This window comes from Solirubrobacter pauli, assembly GCF_003633755.1.
GTDB lineage: Bacteria > Actinomycetota > Thermoleophilia > Solirubrobacterales > Solirubrobacteraceae > Solirubrobacter > Solirubrobacter pauli.
The window spans coordinates 1,974,646-1,994,186 of sequence record NZ_RBIL01000001.1 but is presented as its reverse complement, the minus strand read 5'-3'; the positions used below and the strand labels follow the sequence as shown (position 1 = coordinate 1,994,186).

Genomic DNA, 19,541 nt, shown 5'->3' with positions numbered 1-19,541 from the left:
TCAGAGCAGACGGACGATGCTGCCGTCCGGGAGGATGGCCAGCGCCTCGTCGAGGTCAGGGATGCGCCACTCCCGGAACTGGGCCTTGAGCGCGTTCAGGTCGCCCTTCCAGTCCGTCAGGTTGATGGTGACGCGCCGCGTCTGGCCCGACTCGACCTTGCCCTTGGCCGTCGACCACAGGTTGCGCACGCTCGTGTTCGCCTTGGCGGAGAAGTTGTCGAAGATGTTGCCCTCGACGGCGTAGTCGGGGTTCTTGGCGCCCGGGACCTTCGGGTTCTGCTCGACGTCATAGCCGTGCTGGGAGAGCCGGTCCGCGGACTCGTTCTCGAGCTCGTAGTTGCGCTTGTTCTCGGGCGATTCCTTCTTCGGGATCTTCGTCCGGGTGCCGCGGGGCGTGGCGTTCGGGTCGGGCTTGCCGCTCGGCTTGGTGCGGATCAGGCGACGGCGGATCGCGTCCTTGGCGCGGAGGAAGACGTCCTTGGCCTTGCGGAACGGCGCGGTGAGCACCTGGCCGGCCTTGCTGCCGAATCCGCGCAGGCCCTGCAGGGCGCGCGTGCCGACGCGGCTCGCGACGTTCGTCACGGCCTTCACGGCCGTGTTGGAGGCGATCTTCTGACCGACGCCGACGATCGCCTTGCCGGCCGCGGTGCGGGCGAACGCGGAGCCGGCGGAGGAGAAGACGCCGCCGATGCCGGTCATGCCGAGCGGGCCGAGCAGGCCGCCGATCAACATCGAGGTGCCCAGGCCCTCGTTCCACTTGCGACCGGCCACGAGGTTGGAGGTGATCGTGCCGGCGCCGGCGCTGATGGCGCCGATGATCGCCCCGCCGACGAGGATCACCGCCAGGCCGCTGCCGAAGGTGGCGATGACGAACGCGGCGAGCGCGACGGCCACGATGAGGCTGACCCAGAACCCCGGGTCGGTCAGCAGCTTGCCCACGAACTCGAACGCGGCCTTGAGCTTCTCCGCGACCCACTTCGCCGCGCTCTTGACCTTGCCCCAGAGGCTGTCGTCCTTCTCGGGCTCCTTGGACGCCTCCGCGTTGACCTTGGCCTGCCCCTGCGAGATCTTCGACGCGGCGTCGCCGGGGATCTTCTGCGTTCCGCCCTGCACCTCGGCCGCGTGGGCGTCCATCTCGCCCTTGGTGGAGGACATCCCGGACTGGAACTTGGCCTTGACCTTGCCGGTCGCGGCCTTGACCTTGCCCGAGTAGCTCGTCACCGACTTGTTGCCGGTCTGCGTCGCCGACGTCGCGGTGCTCTTGACCTGCCCGCTGACGTTGCCTTCGAGGCTGATCGCGCCGGACGAGGCGTGGGCCGCGGTCGATCCGGCGCCCTTGGCCGCGGCTCCAGCCTGCCCGCTGAGGCCCGTCTTGGCGCTCTTGGCCCCGCTGCCGGTGGCCTCGGTGACCTTCTTGGCGGTCTGGCCCGCGGAGACGATGCCGTGTGAGCTGAGCGATTTGAGGCCGGTCTTGAGGCCGGCGGCGGCCTCGGCGGCGTCGTCGCGCAGGATCGGGGCGCCGTGCAGGCGCCGTTTGAGCGCGGCGGCGTTGACCTTGAGCGCCTTGGTGGCGGCGGCGAGCTGCGCCTTGGCGGCCTTCTGTCCGGCCTGTCCGCCCTGCTTGAGCCCACTCTTCGCGGTCGCCACGGTGCCGGCGAGCTGCTTGGACGCGACGCCCTGCTGTTCCGCGAGCGCGGAGTTGGCCTTGGCCTGGACCTGCGCGAGGCCCTTCTGGCCGCCCGCGACGCCCTTCTGCACCGCGGACGTCGCCAGCTTCCCGATCTGCTGGACGTTGCTGAGCGCCTCCGGCATCGTGGACTTGATCGCCGTCGCCGCCTCGCGGCCCTTCTCCTGGAACGCCTGGCCGACCTTCGCGCCCTCGGACGTGACGCCCGAGACGACCGGCGCGCCCTCCGAGCGGACCTTGTCCGCCGTCTCGCCCGAGACCTTCGACGCGACCTTCGCGTTGCCCTCGGCCGCGGCCTCGTTCACACCGCCGCCCGACCCGGACTGGCCTGCCGTGCTGCTCGCGGCGCCGTCTATGGTGCCGCGCACCTTCGAGCTGGTCGCGTTGGCGGCCGCACGGCCCTGGGCGGCGAACGTCGAGCCGGTCTGCGTCGCCTCGCTCGCGGCCTCGGTGGCCGTGGTGCGGACCTTGCCCTTGGCGGTGCCCTGCCACGAGGTGACGGAGGTCTTCGCGGACGCGCCCGCCGCGGTCAGCTTGCCCTTGGAGGCGCCGACCGCGCCGGTGACCTTGCCCTTGGCCTGCCCGAACGCGCCGCGCATCGTGCCCTGCGCCGCCGTCCCGGCCGCCGTGACGTCCTGCGTCTGCTTCGCGACGGCGGTGGTGATCGCCGCCGACGTGCGCTGGGCCGCGGCCCTCAGGCGCGCGGTCTCGGCCGTGACCGCTTCCTGCACGGCCTGCGCGACGAGCTTGCGGCCCTCCTTGATGGAGCGCCGCCGGTCGCGCCGGGCGGCGCGCAGCTCGGCCTTGGAGGCGCGGTGCTCGCCTCGCAGGGCACGGTCGTCGGCGCGTTGCCGGCGAACGGCCTCGGCGGTCGCCGCCGCCCCGCCCGCGGCCGCCGCGGTCGAGAGATCGCCTTCGTCGTCGTGCTCGACGTCCGCCTGGGGCGACGCGTCCTCGGCCGCCTCGCGGACATCCTCGGACTCGTCGGCGGCGTCCTCGAGCTCCTCGGCGTCCTCCGAGGCGGGCCCGGCGCCGATCTCCTCGGCGAACTCCCCGCGACCCGCTTCCTCCTCGGACTCGCCACCGACAGCCTCGGCCTCGTCGGCGTCCGCCTCGTGCTCGGCCTCCGCGCCGGCGTCGTCCTTCTCACCCTCGGCCGCCTGGTCCTCGGCGACCTCGTCCTTGGCTCCCGCGACCTCGCCCACGGCCGCAGCCGGCTCCGCCGCCGGAGCGTCCGCCTCGGCGGGTCCGTGCTCCGGCGCGGGAGCGGCGTCCTCCTGCGCGGGCCCGGGGGCCGCGGACGGGTCGGCCGAGGCGACGTCGAGCGCGGCGGCGTCGGCGCTCGGAGCGTTGTCGGCGCCGGTGGGCGCGGCGGCGTCCGACGTCGCGGTGTCACCGCCGAGCGGACCAGCGCCCGCGGCGACCTCGGGCGCGGCCGGCCCCGCGGGACCGGACTGCACGGGAGCGGCAACGTCCGGGCCGGCGTTGTCGGCGGCGGGTGCGCCGGCCGCGGAGCTGGTGGCAGGAGTGGACGCGGCGACACTCGGCGCGGCGCTCTCGGCGGCGGCCGGGGTGGGCGCGGCGGTCGCTTCGGCCTCGTTCGCGGGGGTGGCCGGGGCGGCTGCGGCGGCCGTGTCGGCCTCGTTCGCGGCGGTGGCCGGGGCGGCTGCGGCGGGCGTGTCGGCTTCGTTCGCGGCGGTGGCCGGGACGGCTGCGGCGGCCGTGTCGGCCTCGCTCTGGCCGGCGGGGGCGGCATCCGCGGTGGGCTCGGCCTCGGGCGCCGGGGCCGGTGCGGCGGCGACCGCCTCAGGGCTCGGTGGGGGTGCCGGGGCCGGTGGGGCGACGGGGGCCTTCGGGGCGGCCTTCTCGGCGCCGGTCGGGCTCGACGGCACCGTCTGGGCGGCGGCGGTCTCTGCGCCGGTCGGACCCGCCGGGGCGGCGTCCGGCTTGTCGGCCGACTCGTCCTTGGCGGCCGCCGCGCCCTTGGAGGCGACGGCCGGGGCGCCGAGCGGCTCCTCCTCGTCCGGCTCGGCCGTGGCGTCGGGCGCGTCGATCTCCGGGCCCGCTTCGGTGGCTTCTTCGGCGGTCTCGCCGGCGGTCACCTGCGTGAAGACGGCCTCCGCTTCGCCGCGGGGGTCGGCGCTGTCGCCGGCGACCGGCGGCTTGGGCGCGTCCCCCGTGTCGGGCGTGGCCTCCGGGGGCTTGGCCTCGACGAGGCCCTCGGGCTCGGCGACCTCGCTCTCCGGCGCGGCCGGCTGCTCCGGCGCGACGGCGGGCGCTGCCGTCGGCACGGCCGCCGGAGCCGGCGCGGCGACGGCGGCCGGCACGCGCGGAACCGGCGCGTTGCGCGTGGCGGCGGCGCGGCGCATGCCCGCGGCGATCGAACCGTCGGCGCGGCCCGGAGCGCCGTTCGCAGCCTGCGCAGGCCGCGGGCGGCCGCCGTTCGCCAAGAGCGCGGAGACCGCGGCGTTGCCGGCGCCCTGCTGCATCGAGAGGACCTCGCCGACGCCCATGCTCCCGCTCGCCGCGGGCACGGCCTGCAGAGCGGCCTCGCCGGCCTGCGGCGCGGTGACGCGCTCAGCAGGAGCGCTGGCCTCCTCCTCCGTCCGGACGGGCACTCGCCCAGACTACGCAACTGCTCACCGATTATCGGGCACCAGAACGTGCACGTTCGCCTAGGGGCGCTTCGTCCGCAGCGGGTGCTCGGGCAGCAGGAACGCCAGCACGAGCACGATCGCCGCGAGCGGCACGACCGCCACGAACACCGCGTGCGTGCCGGCGTTGAGCGCCTCGCGGGCCGCCTCGGGGACCTGCGTGCCGCCCGACGTGAGGCGGTTCGGGTCGATCCCCGCGGGTAGGCGGGCGATCAGCAGCGCGCCGAGCACTGCGACCGCGAGGCTGCCGCCCATCGAGCGGAAGAACTGGATCGCCGCGGTGGCGACGCCGAGGTCGGCGACGTCGACCCGGTTCTGGGTGGCGATCACGAACGTCTGGAACATCAGGCCCATGCCGACGCCGATCACGACGAGGTAGGCGCTGGCGAGCGTGCGGGAGGTGTCGACGTCGAGCGTCGTCAGCAGCAGCGTGCCCGCGAGCACCGTGGTCGAGCCGATCAGCGGGTAGATCCGGTAGCGCCCCGTCCGGCTGATCAGCTGCCCGCTCGTGAAGCTCGCGACCACCCAGCCGAGCGTGAGCGGGATCAGCACGACGCCGGAGCTGGTCGCCGACGCCCCGAGCACGCCCTGCATGTAGACCGGGACGTAGATCGTGATCCCGAACAGGACGGCGCCGATCCCGAGCGCGGCGAGCGTGGACACGGCGAAGGTGCGTTTGCGGAACAGCGTCAGCGGCAGCAACGGCTCGCCCGCGCGGCGCTCGACGAACCCGAAGGCCAGGATCGCGACGGCGCCGACGACGAACGCCGCGAGCACCTGCGGGGACGTCCACGCGTAGTCCGTGCCCGCCCAGGCGCAGGCGAGCAGGATCGCGGCGACGCCGACCGACAGCAGCGCCGCGCCCGCCCAGTCGATCCGATGCTCACGCGTGCGCCCGCCCGCGTGCATCGTCCGCATGACGACCACCAGCGCGAACGCGGCGAGCGGCAGGTTGATCCAGAAGATCCAGCGCCAGCTGACCGTGTCGGTGAGCGTGCCGCCCAGCAACGGCCCGACGACCGCGGCGGTCGCCCACACCGAGCCGATGTAGCCCTGGTAGCGCCCGCGCTCGCGGGGCGAGAACAGGTCGGCGATGGCCGCCTGGCTGAGCGGTAGCAGCCCGCCGGCGCCGAGGCCTTGCAGCGCGCGGAACGCGATCAGCTGCGTCATGTCCTGCGCGACCCCGCACAGCAGCGAGCCGACGAGGAAGACGCTGATCGAGACGACGAACAACTGCCGCCGTCCGTAGAGGTCGCTGAGCTTCCCGTACAGCGGCACCGTCACCGTGCTCGCGAGCAGGTACGCGGTCACCACCCAGCTCAGGTGCTCGAAGCCCTGCAGGTCGGCCGCGATCTGCGGGAGCGCCGTCGCGACGATCGTCTGATCGAGCGCGGCCAGCAGCGTGGCGAGCATGATCGCGGCGAACGCGACGAGAACTTGTCGCTGCGAGCGTGTTTCGGTGGCCATCGAACCCCTACGTTAGGTCCGCGGCGTCCGATCACTCATCTACGCTCGACTGCCCATGCGCTTGATCGTCGCCCGCTGCTCCGTCGACTACACCGGCCGCCTCACCGCTCACCTGCCCGAGGCGCTCCGGCTGATCATGCTCAAGGCGGACGGCAGCGTCCTCGTGCACGCCGACGCCGGCGGCTACAAGCCCCTGAACTGGATGACGCCGCCGACGGCCGTCATCGAGGAGGGCGAGACGATCGTCGTGCGCAAGGTCAAGGGCGACGACCAGCTCGAGATCACCCTGCACGAGGTGCTCAGCGACGTCACGCACACGATGGACTTCGACGCCGCGCGGCTGAGCAAGGACGGCGTGGAGGCCGACCTGCAGGTCGCGCTCGCCGATGCGCCGCACTGGTGCGGCGAGGGCTTCCGCCTGGTCCGGCGCGAGTGGCCGACGGACATCGGCCCCGTGGACCTGATGTGCCGCGACGAGGACGACGCGTGGATCGCGGTGGAGATCAAGCGCATCGGCACGATCGAGGCGGTCGAGCAGCTCTCGCGCTACCTCGAGCGCATCCGGCAGGACCCGGCGAAGGCCGACTGCCGGGGCGTGCTGGCGGCGACGATCGTCAAGCCGCAGGCCCGCGTCCTGGCCGAGTCACGCGGCCTCGCCTGGGTCGAGGTCGACCTGGCCGTGCTGCGCGGTGAGCGCGAGCCCGCGCTCACGCTGTTCGCCTGATTATTCGCCGTTCAGCGTGAGGACCAACGACCGCGGCCCGCCGTGGTCGCGGTGCTCGCACAGGTAGATGCCCTGCCACGTGCCGACCGCGAGCCGCCCGCCGGACACCGGGAGCGTGAGCGACGGGCCCAGCAGCGACGCCTTGATGTGCGCGGGCATGTCGTCCGGGCCCTCGATCGTGTGCGTCCAGTAGCGGGCGTCCTCGGGGACGGCGTCGTCGAACCAGCTCTCGAAGTCGTCGCGCACGTCTGGCGACGCGTTCTCGTTCAGCGTCAGGGACGCGCTCGTGTGGCGGATGAAGACGTGCAGCAGCCCGACCCGCAGACGTTGGAGCTCGGGCAAGGCCTCGAGCACGTCACGCGTGATCAGGTGAAAGCCGCGCGGCCGCGGCCGTAGGGTGACCTCCCGCTGGACCCACATGCCGCTTACGGTATCCGCGCGGCGTGCATGTCCACGCGCTCGCCGCGGAAGGGGACGCCCTCGGCCTCCAGCAGCGCGCGCTGGCGGGCGCCCTTGGCCAGGGAGCCGTCGGCGCGGACGATCCGCCACCACGGGACGTCCTCGGGCGTCGACGACAGCACGGTGCCCGCGAACCGTGGCGCACCCGGCGAGACGTCTCCATACGAACGCACGAAGCCCTCGGGGACCTCGCGGATACGCCGCAGCACGTCGGCCGCCCTATCGTCCGAGCCATGCGCCATGGGACGTATTCAATCGTGGCCGTCGATCCGGAGACCGGCGAGCTCGGCGTGGCGGTGCAGTCGCACTGGTTCAGCGTCGGCCCGCTGTGCGCGTGGGCGCGCGCCGGGATCGGCGCCGTCGCCACCCAGTCCGTGGTCGAGCCCGCCTACGGGCCGAACGCGCTCGACCGGCTCGCGGACGGGATCCCCGCCGCGCAAGCGCTCGGCGAGCTGCTCGCGGCGGACCCGCTGGCGGCGGTCCGCCAGGTGGCGGTGATCGACGCTCGCGGCACGATCTCCGCTCACACGGGCGCCGACTGCATCGCGCACGCGAGCCACGTCACCGGTGACGATCACAGCTGCCAGGCGAACATGATGGCCCGCGAGACGGTGCCGGCCGCCATGTCGGCGGCGTTCACGGGCAGCGCAGGCCTCTTGCAGGACCGGCTGCTGGCCGCCCTTCAGGCGGCCGAGGCCGAGGGTGGCGACATCCGCGGCCGCCAGTCGGCGGCGATGATCGTCGTGCCGCCGGACGGTGAGCCGTGGCGCCGCACGGTCGACCTGCGGGTCGAGGACGCGTCCGATCCGATCGCCGAGCTCGGACGGCTTCTGACGCTCCAACGCGCCTACGACATGGCCGGCGCGGGAGACGAGCTGCTCGCCGCCGGTCGCACCGACGAGGCGGGAGGGCTCTACCAGCAGGCCGCGCGGCTCGCGCCCGAGGCGGACGAGCTGCGGTTCTGGGCCGGGCTGGCGACCGCCCAGGCGGGCGATCTCGAAGGCGGCGTGGCCGCCGTCCGGCGCGCGGCCGAGGAGAACCCGGATTGGCTGGTTCTCCTCGACCGGCTCTCGCCGGAGTTCGCGCCGGCCGGAGCGGCCGTGCGCGAGGCGCTGGGTCGCGCTTAGCAGATCACCTGCAGGTGGAACGAGCCGCGACGGGCGGCCGGCGTCGGGGTGATCTCGGAACCGCCCCAGTTGACGGCGACCTGGCTGGGCTGGTTCGGCACGACCGAGACGCCGGCGGCGACGGGGCTGGCCGAGCCGACCGGGGAGGCCGTGAACGAGCACTTGCTGACGTCGCGCTTGAGGTCGACGGTGTAGACGGCGTTGTCGCCGGTGGTGGACAGCGTGACCGTCGGCGTCGTCGGGCCGGTGGCGGTCGGGGTGCCCGTGGTGTCGTCGCTGACGGCGGCGAACGTGAGCGAGGTGGCGGGAGCGAAGTCCGCCGCTTCCTTGCCGTCGATCTTGTCGGCGTTCAGGCCGGTGGCGACGCCCGTGGCGTTGGTCGTGAACGGGGCGCCGGTCTTGTCGCCGCCGACCTCGATGCGGCCCGCTTCCTTGCCGATCGTCACGAACTCGAAGGCGCGACCGCCCTTGAGGTTGTTGGAGCGGATGCAGGGCTCGTTGCCCGGGTTCGAGCGGCAGCCGTAGATCGCGCCGCCGCCGTCGCCGTCCTTCTTGTTGGACTGACGGGTGCCGTACGTGTTGGTGTCGGCGATGATCTCCGTCTCGGTGTTCAGCGCGAGACCCGGGTTGTTGGACGGGTTGCGCTTGCCGAGGAGGAGGTTGCGACCTTCACCGAAGCCCACCGCAACGGACGGGATGCCGAGAGCGAGGATGAGGGAGCACACGATGGCCGCGCGGCCGGAGAACCGGATTCTCTTCATGCACCCTGGGACACCTGGGGTCCGCTCGAGTTGCGGGGTGCAACGGTTCGCCCAAGCGCTTCGTCCGGGACGTTACGAAGTGAAACCGCCCCGCGCAACAAACGCGGGGCGGTTCCGTTCAGCGTGATTCAGCGCTCGCCCGGCAGCTTGTCCGGGTTCACCGACACCGGCACGGTGGTGTCGAGCGCGGTGCGGATGATCCGCGTCTGCTCGACGGTGTGCGCGGCCGGGTAGCCCTCGCCCGGCGAAGCGCGCTCCGGCCGGCCGACGTATCCGAAGTCGATCTCCGCGGGCAGGATCTGGAGCAGGCGCGGGGACATGTGCGCGCGGGCGCCCATGTTGCGCGGCTCCTCCTGCACCCAGAGGACCTCCTTGAGGTTCGGGTACCGCTGCACCTCTTCGAGGATCTGGCCCTGCGGGAACGGGTACAGCAGCTCGACGCGGGTGATCGCGACGGACTCGTTGTTCTCGCGCGTGGCGTGACCCTTGAGGTCGTAGTAGAGCTTGCCGGTGCAGAGCACCAGGCGGGTGACCTTCTCCTCGTCGATCCGCGGCTCGGCGAGCACCGGGAAGAACCGGCCCTCGGCGAGGTGCTCGATCCGCGACGTCGCCTGCGGCAGGCGCAGGAGCGACTTCGGGGTCATGATCACCAGCGGACGCTGCTTCGCCACCCGCGCCTGGCGGCGCAGGAGGTGGAAGTACTGCGACGGCGTCGTGAGGTTCGCGACGCGGATGTTGCCCTCCGCCGCCAGCGACAGGAAGCGCTCCAGGCGGCCGGAGGAGTGCTCCGGGCCCGAGCCCTCGTAGCCGTGCGGCAGCAGCAGCGTCAGGCGCGTCGTCTGGCCCCACTTGGACAGCGCGGAGACGATGAACTGGTCGATGATGACCTGCGCCGAGTTCACGAAGTCGCCGAACTGGGCCTCCCAGAGGACCAGCGACTCCGGCGCCTCCATCGAGTAGCCGTACTCGAAGCCGAGGCACGCGATCTCGCTGAGCGGCGAGTTGTGCAGCTCCATCGGCGCGAGCGCGCCCGGCAGGTTCTGGATCGGCGAGATCCGCTGGCCCGTCTTCGGGTCGTGCAGGACGAGGTGGCGCTGCGAGAACGTGCCGCGCTCCGCGTCCTGGCCCGTGAGGCGCACCGGGGTGCCCTCGGTCAGCAGCGACGCGTAGGCCAGCGACTCGGCCTGCGCCCAGTCGATGCCGCCGTCCGGGCCGACGGCCTGGCGGCGCCGGTCCAGCTGCTTGACGAGCTTCGGGTGGACGGTGAAGCCCTCCGGGATCCGCAGCAGCTCGTCGTTGAGCGTCTCCAGCCGGTCCTTGGAGACCTGCGTCTTGACCTCGGGCGAGGCGGAGCGGTCCAACTCGTAGCCGCCCGTGGGCTGCTCGTCACCGGCGCTCGCCAGCGCCTCCTTGAGCTCGCGGTGGCGCTTGGCGAGGTCGTCCCAGATCTCGGCGGCGACCCCGTCGGCCTCGTCCTGCGTCAGCGTCCCGTCGCTCACGAGCGACGCCGCGAACAGCTCCCGCACCGGCTTCTTGGCCTTGATCTTGGCCGTCATCTCCGGCTGCGTGTACGCGGGCTCGTCGGCCTCGTTGTGGCCGTAGCGGCGGTAGCCGATCAGGTCGATCAGCACGTCGTGGCCGAACTCCTGGCGGAACGCGAACGCGAGCCGCACGGCGCTCACGCACGCGGCCACGTCGTCGGCGTTGACGTGGAAGATCGGCACGTCGAAGCCCTTCGCGAGGTCCGACGCCCAGCGCGTGGAGCGCGAGTCGTCGGGGTCCGTCGTGAAGCCGACCTGGTTGTTCTGGATCAGGTGCAGCGTGCCGCCGACCGTGTAGCCGTCCAGCGCCTGCAAGTTGAACGTCTCCGAGACGACGCCCTGGCCCGGGAAGGCCGCGTCGCCGTGCAGGACGATCGGCACCGCGGCGCGCGTGTCCAGCTGCGCGTGCGTGCCCTGGCGGGTCGTCTGGATCGCACGGGTGGCGCCGGTGACGACGGGGGCCACGTACTCGAGGTGCGACGGGTTGGACTCGAGCCGCACGAGCACGCTCTCGGTGTCCCCGCACTGGTAGGTGCCCTGGGCGCCGTGGTGGTACTTGACGTCGCCCGTGCCGCCCTGCGGGATCGTGGTGACGGCCTCGATCGAGGACGCGCCCTCGAACTCGCGGAAGATCGTCTCGTACGGCCGGCCCAGGTTGTGGGCGAGCACGTTCAGGCGGCCGCGGTGGGCCATGCCGATGACCACCTCGCGCGCGCCGTCGGCGGCGGCGAGCTGGATCATCTCGTCGAGCATCGGCACGGTCATGTCGAGGCCTTCGACCGAGAACTGCTTCTGGCCCAGGTAGGCCTTGTGCATGAAGCGCTCGAGCGAGTCGACCTGCGTCAGGCGGCGGAGCAGCGCGTGCTTCTCCTCGGCCGAGAGCGGCTTGCGGAACGCGCCGGTCTCGATCTTCTCGCGCAGCCAGACGCGCTGGCGGTGCGAGGCGATGTGCTCGATCTCGTAGGCGATCGTGCCGCAATAGGTCTCGCGCAGGCGCGGGATGACGTCCGCGAGGGTCTCGCCCGGCACGCCGACGCGCAGGATCGAGGCCGGGATCTTCGCCATCAGCTCCGGCGTGAGGCCGAGCGGCTCCGGGTCGAGCGCGGGATCGCCCTCGGGCTCGGAGCCGAGCGGGTCCAGCCGCGCGGCCAGGTGGCCGTGCGTGCGGTGCGCCTTGATCAGCGACATCGCGGCTTGGACGGCCTGCAGCAGCTCGAGGTTCGGCTCGGCCGAGGTGGCCGGCGCCGGCTCGGTCAACGTCTGAGGCGTCGCGGCGGCGATGGCCTGCGGCGTCGGGGCCGTCGGGGCGGGGCCGAGGTCCGCGCCCAGGTCGGAGAAGACCTGCTCGTAGAAGCCGTGCTCGCCCTGGAGGTACTGCTCGACCACCTGCAGGAACTGGCCGGACTCGGCGCCCTGGATGATGCGATGGTCGTAGGTCGACGTCATCGTCATCACCTTCTCGGCGCCGATCGTGGCGCCGATGGCCCCGAGGCCGGGCGGGTAGCCGATCGAGCCGGTGGCGACGATCGTGCCCTGCCCGTTCATCAGGCGCGGCACGGACGCGATGGTGCCGATGCCGCCGGGGTTGGTGAGCGAGACGTTGGCGCCCTGGAGGTCGTCCGCGGTCAGCTTGTTCTCGCGGGCCTTGGTGATCAGCACGCCGAAGGCGTCCAGGAACTGCGGGAACGTGAGGCGCCCGGCGTCCTTGATGACCGGCACCATCAGGGTGCGGCCGCCGCCCTTCTTCTCGACGTCCACGGCGATGCCGAGGTTCACCGCGCCGTCGTCGATCACGTGCGGCTTGCCGTCGATCTCCGCGAAGTGCGTCGCCATCACCGGCATCTGCTCGGTCGCCGCGCGCGCGATCGCGTAGGCGATCAGGTGCGTGAAGGAGACCTTGTGGCCGGCCGCCTTGAGCTGCTTGCGGTAGCCGTCGAGCGTGGTGACGGTGAGCGTGCGGAAGGACGTCGCGGTCGGGATCGCGCGCGACTCGTCCATGTAGCGGGCGAGCATCGCGCTCGCGCCCTTGAGCAGGGTCTGCTTGCCCTCGGTCGGAGCCGGGGCGGCCGCCTTCGCGGGCGCGGCGCCGTTCTTCTCGAACGCGAGCACGTCGGCCTTGCCGATGCGGCCGTTCGGGCCCGTGCCCGTGACCTTCGACAGGTCCACGCCCTGCGCGGCGGCGACGCGCTGCGCGACCGGGGTGACCTTCAGGCCTTCGGGGGTCTCGACGGTCTCCTGGTCGGCGTCGGTGCCGGGGCGCGAGTCGGTGACCTCCGGGACGGGGGCGGCCTTCGCCGGCGCGGCGCCGTTGCCGGAGCTCATGCGCGCGATGACCTGGCCGACCGTGACGGTGTCGCCGGCCTCGGCGAGCAGCTCGGTGATCGTGCCCGAAGCGGGCGCGGGGACCTCCGCGTCCACCTTGTCGGTCGAGATCTCGACGAGCGTCTCGTCCTCGGCGATGCTGTCGCCGACGGCCTTCGACCACTCGAGGATCGTGCCCTCGGAGACCGACTCGCCCATCGCGGGCATCTCGATCTCGACGACGGTGCCCTCGCCACCGTCGCCGCCGGGCGGTGCGTCGCCCTCGTCCTCGTCGGCATCGCCCGAGAGCGCCGGCCCGGAGCCGTTCTCACCCGGTGCGATCTCGGCGAGCACGCTGCCGACACCGACGGTGTCGCCTTCGGCCGCGTGGATCTTCACCACGGTGCCGGAGACTGGAGCGGGGACTTCAGCGTCCACCTTGTCGGTGGAGATCTCGACGAGTGTCTCGTCCTCGGAGACCTGGTCGCCTTCCTGCTTATGCCACTCCAGGATGGAGCCCTCGGAGACCGAGTCGCCCATTGGGGGCATGACCACTTCGACCGTGGTGTTTACCGCCATATCAAGGTCCTAGACCATATCGCGTTGAGGGATTCGCGACGCCGCTCTTGGACGCCGCTCTGCATACACAAAACCGATGGTGCCCGCAAAGGGCCCGACGCCACCGACGACCGCGACCATCACCCCGAGCCAGAGCGGGATCACGCGCCGTCTAACTGCGTCCACGCATAGCAGCGACATGACGATCCAGCCGATGCCGTGCGCCCAGCCCAACACGTACTTCACATCGTCTAACACTCCTGCAATCGCGATCACGAGCAGGGCCGTGTAGATGGCCGAGTGGACGAAGCTGAGGTACTTGAGCGTGCGGAAGCTCATACGGGGGTGTCGGTAGAAAGCAACGTGGCCATGCGCTGAAGTTGCGGATGTGCGTCATCCGGCCAGTCGCCAGGGTCAGAAGGCCACCACGCGTGCGCGTCGTGCTCGTGGTCGCGCGTGACCTCCGCGCCGGGCGCGAGCCACGCCTGGCCGATCAGCATCGTCATGTCCGAGGGGGTCGCCAGCAGGGCCTCGACCTGGATCCGCTCGGGCTCGACCGACCACTCCTCCTGCAACTCCCGTGTCAGAGCGAGGGCGGCGTCCTCCCCCACGTCGACCGCGCCGCCGGCGCCGAGCGCCCAGACGCCCGCCCAGCTCGCGACCCACTGCGCGCGCCGGCCGGCGAGCCAGCGACCCTCGTGGTCGCGCACGACGCACAGCACGCTGAGCGCGCCCGAGGCATCGCCGATCAACCGCAGCGCCCAGCGCATCTCCTCGAGCTCGAGCGCCAGCTCGCCGTCGCGCACGCTGAACTGCGTGAGCCGCGCGGCGACGCCGTCGTGGGCGGGTGAGCCGCGGTCGCGCAGCTCGGCGATCACGCGGTCGGCCGCGGCGTCCTTCTCGGGTGACGGCTGGTAGGTCGCGCCGGTCCACCGCGAGGACACCCGGTCCAGCGGCCAAGGGCCGCGCGCGAGGATGCCGGGTGAGTAGGACAAGTCGCTTTGCAGGGTAGTCTCTTTGCCGTGAGCGTTGAGGCTTCCGGCAAGAACATGAAGGTCGTGTGCGATGCGAAGGAGCATCACGACAAGACCTGCCGCTGGAAGGGCAAGGCCACCGAGGTCCACATGGCCTTCTTCGACATCGAGCGCCTCGGCTGGGAAGAGGGCGACGTGATCTGCGGCCTCGTCGTAGTCGCGGACGGCACGGTCACCTCCGGGCGCCTGCGCGTCACGTGCGACGCCGAGCCCGACGGCGGCGGCCGCAAAGAAGAGGAAGAGGTCGAGGAGGTCGTCGACGCGGTCTCCACGCGCGAGCTGCAGCCGGTCGGTCCGGGCTATGGCAGCTCGAACTGGCGCTGCTGTTAGGCCTTAAGGTCCACTTTAGGTAACGCAAGACTGGACCGCGGAGCACTGCCGCCGCGGTCCGCCACGCGATGTGCTGCCCCGCATGTCAGTGGTCGTCACTCCGGCCGCCCCCGCCGCGGCCCCCACCCATGAGCTGGCCCGTGACGCATTGGGCCTCCCCGCCGTGCTCTTCTGCATCGTCACGGGCGCCGCGCCGCTCGCGGCGATGATGTTCAACGTGCCGGTCGCCGTATCCGGCGGCGGGTACGCGGTCCCGGCAGCGTTCCTGGTCGCGACGATCGCGCTGACGATCTTCTCCACCGGCTACATCGAGATGGCGCGGCGGGTGACGTCGACCGGCGGCTTCTACACGTTCATCTCCCGTGGGCTCGGCAACGTGCTCGGCCTCGGCTCGGGCATCCTGATCGCGCTCTGCTACGTGATCTTCGCCGCCGCCGTGACCGGCGTGCTCGGGTACTTCGCGTCGACCACCTTCGACGCGTGGTTCGGCGTGAGCCTGCCCGCCTACGTGTACATGTTCGGCGCGCTCGCGCTGATGACGAGCTTCGCCTGGTTCCACATCGAGCTGACCGCGAAGGTGCTCGGCGTCGCGCTGGTGGCCGAGGTGCTCGCGCTGCTGGCGATGTGCGTCGGGATCATCGTCACCGGCCCGCCCGAGGGGTACAGCGCCGCGCCGCTGAACCCGGCGAACATCTTCGACAATGACGCCGCGCTGAGCGTGTTCGGGGCGGCCGCGGCGGGCGTCGCGATCTTCGGCGCGTTCTGGAGCTGGGTCGGCTTCGAGATGGCGCCCAACTACGCCGAGGAGTCGCGCGAGCCGCACAAGATCGCCAAGGCCGCGACGTACGGCAGCGTGATCGGCCTCGGCCTGTTCTACATCTTCGTGTCCTACATGTTCGTCAGCGGCTGGGGCCTCACCGGCTCCGCGCAGGCTGTCGCCGACCAGTTCGAGGGCGCGTACGCGTCGGCGTTCTACCCCCTGACCGACAAGTACGTGGGTGGTGGGCTGACGACGATCCTGGAGCTGCTGATCGTGACGAGCTCGTTCGCGTGCGCGATGGCGTTCTACAACACCGGCGCGCGGTACCTGTTCGCGCTCGCCCGCGAAGGCGTGCTGCCGCGCGCGCTCGGCACGACGCACCCCACCCGCAAGGGGCCGGTCGTGGCCTCCACGGTCGTGACCGCGATCGTCGGCCTCTACATGCTCGGGTTCGTCCTAATGGACTCGAGCACCGAGGCGGCGCTGCTCAAGCTCGGCACCTGGACGCCGTTGCTCGGCGTGCTGGGCATCCTCGCCGTGCAGGGCTTGTGCTCGGTCGCGATCATCCGCTTCTTCCTGACCGAGGCGCGCGACGGCTTCCACCCGGTCAAGACCCTGATCGCCCCGATCCTCGGCGCCTGCGCGATGGCCGGCGCGTGCTACCTGCTGATCGCCAACCGCGGCGTGCTCTCCGGGGCGGGGGACTCGCTGTTCATCAAGCTGATCCCCTTCGTCGTGGGAGCCGTGTTCGTCGCCGGCATGGCGCTCGGCGTCTACCTGCGCTCACGTGACCGGGAGACGTACGCGAGAGTCGGCCGCTTCAGCCGTGAGGAGATCCCCGCATGAGCACCCTCGACGCACCGCCCGTGCTGCACCCGCTCGAGCCGCTGACGGCGGCCGAGGTACGCGCCGCGAGCGCGATCCTGAAGGCCGAGCAGTCACTGGCGCCCACCGCCCGCTTCGTGTTCATCAGCCTCCACGAGCCGCCGAAGGCCGCCGTCCAGGCCGGGGAGGTGGTTCCCCGCGAGGCGTTCGTCGTGCTCTACGAGAAGGCCGAGCGCAAGACCTACGAGGCGGTGGTCTCGCTCACCGACGAGGCCGTGGTGGCCTTCGAGCACATCCCGGACGTTCAGCCCCCGATGATGGCCGAGGAGTTCATGGCCTGCGAGGAGGTCGTGCAGCAGGACCCGGAGTGGCAGGCCGCCATGCGCCTCCGCGGCGTCGAGGACTTCTCGCTGGCGATGATCGACCCGTGGGCCGCGGGCTACACCGGCCCCGAGGACGAGCCGTCGGTGCGGCGGATCGCGCGCCCGCTCACCTGGGTCCGGTCCGAGCCCGGAGAACACGGCTACGCGCGGCCGGTCGAAGGGCTCGTCGTGACCGTGGACCTCGACCTGATGGAGGTGATCAGGGTCGATGACCACGGCGTGGTGCCGCTGCCGCCGGCGCCCGGCAACTACGACCTCCAGCGGATGGCCGCACCGGACAACGTGCCGTCATTCACGGCGCCGCGCGCGGACCTGAAGCCGATCTCGATCACGCAGCCCGAGGGCGCGTCGTTCACGGTCCAGGGCCATCACGTGGCGTGGCAGAAGTGGTCGGTGCGGGTCGGCTTCACCCCTCGCGAGGGGCTCGTCCTGCACGACCTGGGGTACGACGGGCGGCCGATCATCTACCGCGCCTCGCTCGCGGAGATGTTCGTGCCCTACGGCGATCCCGCGCCGACGCACCGCTACAAGAACGTCTTCGACCAGGGCGAGTACGGCGTCGGGTGGCTGGCGAACTCGCTGACCCTGGGCTGTGACTGCGTCGGCGAGATCTTCTACTTCGACGGCGTGGTCAACGACCAGGACGGTCAGCCGGCGACGATCGAGAACGCCATCTGCATGCACGAGGAGGACTTCGGCATCGGCTGGAAGCACACGGACTTCCGGACCGAGGACGTCGAGGTCCGCCGGCTGCGGCGGCTGGTCATCTCGTCGATCGCCACGGTCGGCAACTACGAGTACGGGTACTTCTGGTACCTCTACACCGACGGCACGATCGAGTACGAGGTCAAGCTCACCGGCGTGATCTCCACCGGCGCCGTCGAGCCCGGCGCGCGCCCACGGCACGGCACGCTCGTCGCCCCCGGCCTCTACGGCCCGCACCACCAGCACTTCTTCTGCGTGCGGCTCGACATGGCCGTCGACGGCAACACCAACACCGTCGTGCAGGTGGACTCCGAGCCGCTCCCATACGGGCCGGAGAACCCGACCGGCACGGCCTGGGTGACCAAGCGGACCGTCTACGCGGACGAGTCGGCCCGCGGCCGGGTCGACCCGCTGCGCGGCCGCTTCTGGCGGATCGAGAACCCGGAGAAGCGCAGCGTGCTCGGCGACCCGGTGGCGTACAAGCTCGTGCCGGGCGAGAACGTGGCGCCGATGTTCCAGCCCGACTCGCGCTTCGCCCAGCGCGCGGGCTTCACCGCCGAGCACGTGTGGGTGACCGCGTACGACCCGGACGAGCGGTTCGCGGCCGGCGACTACCCCGCCCAGCACGGAGGCGGCGACGGCGTGCCGCGCTACGCGGGCGCAGGGCGCGCCACCGAGGCCACGGACGTGGTGCTCTGGTACACGTTCGGCGCCCACCACATCGTGCGCCCCGAGGACTGGCCGGTGATGCCGGTCACGCACGTCGGCTTCAAGCTCAAGCCCGCCGGCTTCTTCGCCGGCAACCCGGCGCTGGACATGCCGCCCTCAGAAGCGGCCGGCCACTGCCACCACCATCACCCGTAGAACGCGGCTTCCTGGCGGCCCAGCTCGGTCACGGGCGGGTCGCCGTAGATCCACTCGCGCGCGATCCGGTGCCAGTTCGCGCGCGCCGAGAGCTGGCCGAGCACGGCGAGCGTGAGGGTCTCCACGCGGCGGCCGAAGATGTGGTCGGCCGGGAGCGTCTCGTGGCGCATCTGGCCGAAGTGGGTCGAGCGCGGGTCGGCCATGTCGATCATCACCTGGGTGGCGATCTCCGGCGTCAGCTCGAGCTCCTCGTCGGTGAGGTACCACCAGGTGGCGTCCAGGAACTGGGACAGGAGCTTGTCGGGGCGGAACTTGTCCGGGTGCTTCAGCAGCCCGCCTTCGGCCCAGATCTCCCACAGGCGCTCGGCGTCGCCCTCGTGGCCGGCGCGCTGCGTCTCGAGCTCGAGCTCGATCAGGTGCTTCGGCATCACCTTGAACAGGCCGAAGTCGAGGAAGGCGACGCGGCCGTCGCGCATCTGCAGGAAGTTGCCGGGGTGCGGGTCGCCGGAGAACTGGCGGTGCCGGTACATGCAGCCGAAGTAGAAGCGGAAGACGATCTCCCCGATCCGGTCGCGCGTGGCCTGGTCTGCCTCCTTGACCGAGTCGAAGCCGTCACCCTCGACGAACTCCGTCACGAGCACGCGCTCGGCGCTCAGCTCGCCGACCACCGCGGGCACGACGATGAACGGATGGCCCTTGAAGATCCGCGCGAGCGAGCGCTGGTTCTGCGCCTCGAGCTCGTAGTCGAGCTCGTCGTAGATCCGTGAGCGGATCTCCTCGGCCGTGTTCTTGACGTCCAGGCCGGGCGCGATCCGCTTCATCAGCCGCAGGATGATCCCGAGGTTCTGCATGTCCGCCCGGACGGCGGCCGCGACGCCGGGGTACTGGACCTTGACCGCCACGTCGCGCCCGTCGTGCAGCTGCGCGCGGTAGACCTGGCCGATCGAGGCGGCGGCGATCGCGTCCGAGTCGAACTCGCGGAAGTGGTCCTTGAGGTTGCCGCCCAGCTCCTGCTCGATCACCTTGCGCATGCCGGCGAACGACACGTTCGGCGCGGCGTCGCGCAGCGCGCCGAGCTTGCGCTGGAACTCCTCGCGGTGCTCCTCGGGCACGAGCCCGACGTCGAGGAAGCTCATCACCTGCCCGAGCTTCATCGCCGCGCCCTTCATCGTCCCGAGCGCGGTGACGATCTGCTCGGCGGCCTCGACGTGGCGCTTCTCGAGCGCGGCGCTGCGTCCCTCGTCCGAGCGCGCGATGTTCGTCGCGCGCGTGCCGAGGTGCCTCGCGGCCTGCCCGGCCGCAAGGCTGGACACCTTCGCGGTGCGGGCGATCCGCGAGGTGGGGATCTTGTCCTTGGCCAT

The 19,541-nt window shown here is 71.7% G+C and carries 14 protein-coding genes; 5 read left to right on the top strand and 9 right to left on the bottom strand.

The window, feature by feature from the left end; translation table 11 throughout:
* Together C8N24_RS09455 and C8N24_RS09450 are read right to left on the bottom strand one after the other, a co-directional pair.
* On the bottom strand, nucleotides 1-4,305 hold the full coding sequence (locus C8N24_RS09455; RefSeq protein ID WP_121249797.1) for a CdiA C-terminal domain-containing protein: 4,305 nt from the start codon (nucleotides 4,303-4,305) through the stop codon (nucleotides 1-3).
* 57 nt (nucleotides 4,306-4,362) lie between these two features.
* Complete coding sequence (locus C8N24_RS09450; protein WP_121249796.1) at nucleotides 4,363-5,808, bottom strand: MDR family MFS transporter; 1,446 nt, start codon at nucleotides 5,806-5,808, stop codon at nucleotides 4,363-4,365.
* Nucleotides 5,809-5,863: 55 nt separating this feature from the next.
* Between C8N24_RS09450 and nucS the strand changes: the two genes are divergently transcribed.
* Nucleotides 5,864-6,532 carry an endonuclease NucS gene (gene nucS, locus C8N24_RS09445; protein ID WP_211339898.1) on the top strand — a complete coding sequence of 223 codons (669 nt, stop codon included), beginning with the start codon at nucleotides 5,864-5,866 and terminating at the stop codon, nucleotides 6,530-6,532.
* On the opposite strand, the gene C8N24_RS09440 is transcribed toward nucS, so the two are convergent.
* Nucleotides 6,533-6,952 (bottom strand): secondary thiamine-phosphate synthase enzyme YjbQ, encoded by a 420-nt coding sequence (locus tag C8N24_RS09440; RefSeq protein ID WP_121249794.1) that lies wholly within the window; start codon nucleotides 6,950-6,952, stop codon nucleotides 6,533-6,535.
* Between the two features lie 5 nt (nucleotides 6,953-6,957).
* Complete coding sequence (locus tag C8N24_RS09435) at nucleotides 6,958-7,200, bottom strand: MGMT family protein (protein WP_245971804.1); 243 nt, start codon at nucleotides 7,198-7,200, stop codon at nucleotides 6,958-6,960.
* Between the two features lie 48 nt (nucleotides 7,201-7,248).
* Between C8N24_RS09435 and C8N24_RS09430 the strand changes: the two genes are divergently transcribed.
* The gene (locus C8N24_RS09430) at nucleotides 7,249-8,118 is read left to right on the top strand and encodes a DUF1028 domain-containing protein (RefSeq protein ID WP_170178971.1); all 870 of its coding nucleotides are present in this window, start codon (nucleotides 7,249-7,251) and stop codon (nucleotides 8,116-8,118) included.
* Here the strand turns inward: C8N24_RS09430 and C8N24_RS09425 are convergent.
* From C8N24_RS09425 to C8N24_RS09410, 4 genes are all read right to left on the bottom strand, one after another.
* Nucleotides 8,115-8,879, bottom strand: a complete 765-nt coding sequence (locus tag C8N24_RS09425; protein ID WP_121249791.1) for a hypothetical protein — start codon at nucleotides 8,877-8,879, stop codon at nucleotides 8,115-8,117. The genes C8N24_RS09430 and C8N24_RS09425 overlap by 4 nt on opposite strands.
* 128 nt (nucleotides 8,880-9,007) lie before the next feature.
* Nucleotides 9,008-13,300: a multifunctional oxoglutarate decarboxylase/oxoglutarate dehydrogenase thiamine pyrophosphate-binding subunit/dihydrolipoyllysine-residue succinyltransferase subunit gene (locus tag C8N24_RS09420; protein WP_121249790.1), complete on the bottom strand. Its 4,293-nt coding sequence runs from the start codon at nucleotides 13,298-13,300 to the stop codon at nucleotides 9,008-9,010.
* Between the two features lie 9 nt (nucleotides 13,301-13,309).
* The gene (locus tag C8N24_RS09415) at nucleotides 13,310-13,618 is read right to left on the bottom strand and encodes a hypothetical protein (protein WP_121249789.1); all 309 of its coding nucleotides are present in this window, start codon (nucleotides 13,616-13,618) and stop codon (nucleotides 13,310-13,312) included.
* A complete protein-coding gene (locus C8N24_RS09410; RefSeq protein WP_245971803.1) occupies nucleotides 13,615-14,274 on the bottom strand; it encodes an NUDIX hydrolase in 660 nt (219 codons plus the stop codon). Before C8N24_RS09410 ends, C8N24_RS09415 begins: the two co-directional genes overlap by 4 nt.
* 27 nt (nucleotides 14,275-14,301) lie before the next feature.
* Between C8N24_RS09410 and C8N24_RS09405 the strand changes: the two genes are divergently transcribed.
* The 3 genes from C8N24_RS09405 (at nucleotide 14,302) to C8N24_RS09395 (ending at nucleotide 18,180) form a co-directional block, all read left to right on the top strand.
* Nucleotides 14,302-14,643: a hypothetical protein gene (locus C8N24_RS09405; RefSeq protein ID WP_147447717.1), complete on the top strand. Its 342-nt coding sequence runs from the start codon at nucleotides 14,302-14,304 to the stop codon at nucleotides 14,641-14,643.
* Between the two features lie 82 nt (nucleotides 14,644-14,725).
* Nucleotides 14,726-16,249, top strand: coding sequence for an APC family permease (locus C8N24_RS09400; protein WP_121249787.1), 1,524 nt, complete (start codon nucleotides 14,726-14,728; stop codon nucleotides 16,247-16,249).
* Complete coding sequence (locus C8N24_RS09395; RefSeq protein ID WP_121249786.1) at nucleotides 16,246-18,180, top strand: primary-amine oxidase; 1,935 nt, start codon at nucleotides 16,246-16,248, stop codon at nucleotides 18,178-18,180. The genes C8N24_RS09400 and C8N24_RS09395 overlap by 4 nt, the downstream gene beginning before the upstream one ends.
* Here C8N24_RS09395 and C8N24_RS09390 read toward each other — a convergent pair.
* A complete protein-coding gene (locus C8N24_RS09390; protein WP_121249785.1) occupies nucleotides 18,171-19,541 on the bottom strand; it encodes an ABC1 kinase family protein in 1,371 nt (456 codons plus the stop codon). The genes C8N24_RS09395 and C8N24_RS09390 overlap by 10 nt on opposite strands.

Bases quoted from the DNA above. Each gene is read 5' to 3' on its own strand.
- C8N24_RS09450 (WP_121249796.1), bottom strand. From the start codon at position 5,808: ATGGCCACCGAAACACGCTCGCAGCGACAAGTTCTCGTCGCGTTCGCC.
- nucS (WP_211339898.1), top strand. From the start codon at position 5,864: ATGCGCTTGATCGTCGCCCGCTGCTCCGTCGACTACACCGGCCGCCTC.
- C8N24_RS09440 (WP_121249794.1), bottom strand. From the start codon at position 6,952: ATGTGGGTCCAGCGGGAGGTCACCCTACGGCCGCGGCCGCGCGGCTTT.
- C8N24_RS09425 (WP_121249791.1), bottom strand. From the start codon at position 8,879: ATGAAGAGAATCCGGTTCTCCGGCCGCGCGGCCATCGTGTGCTCCCTC.
- C8N24_RS09420 (WP_121249790.1), bottom strand. From the start codon at position 13,300: ATGGCGGTAAACACCACGGTCGAAGTGGTCATGCCCCCAATGGGCGAC.
- C8N24_RS09415 (WP_121249789.1), bottom strand. From the start codon at position 13,618: ATGAGCTTCCGCACGCTCAAGTACCTCAGCTTCGTCCACTCGGCCATC.
- C8N24_RS09400 (WP_121249787.1), top strand. From the start codon at position 14,726: ATGTCAGTGGTCGTCACTCCGGCCGCCCCCGCCGCGGCCCCCACCCAT.
- C8N24_RS09395 (WP_121249786.1), top strand. From the start codon at position 16,246: ATGAGCACCCTCGACGCACCGCCCGTGCTGCACCCGCTCGAGCCGCTG.
- C8N24_RS09390 (WP_121249785.1), bottom strand. From the start codon at position 19,541: ATGGCCAAGGACAAGATCCCCACCTCGCGGATCGCCCGCACCGCGAAG.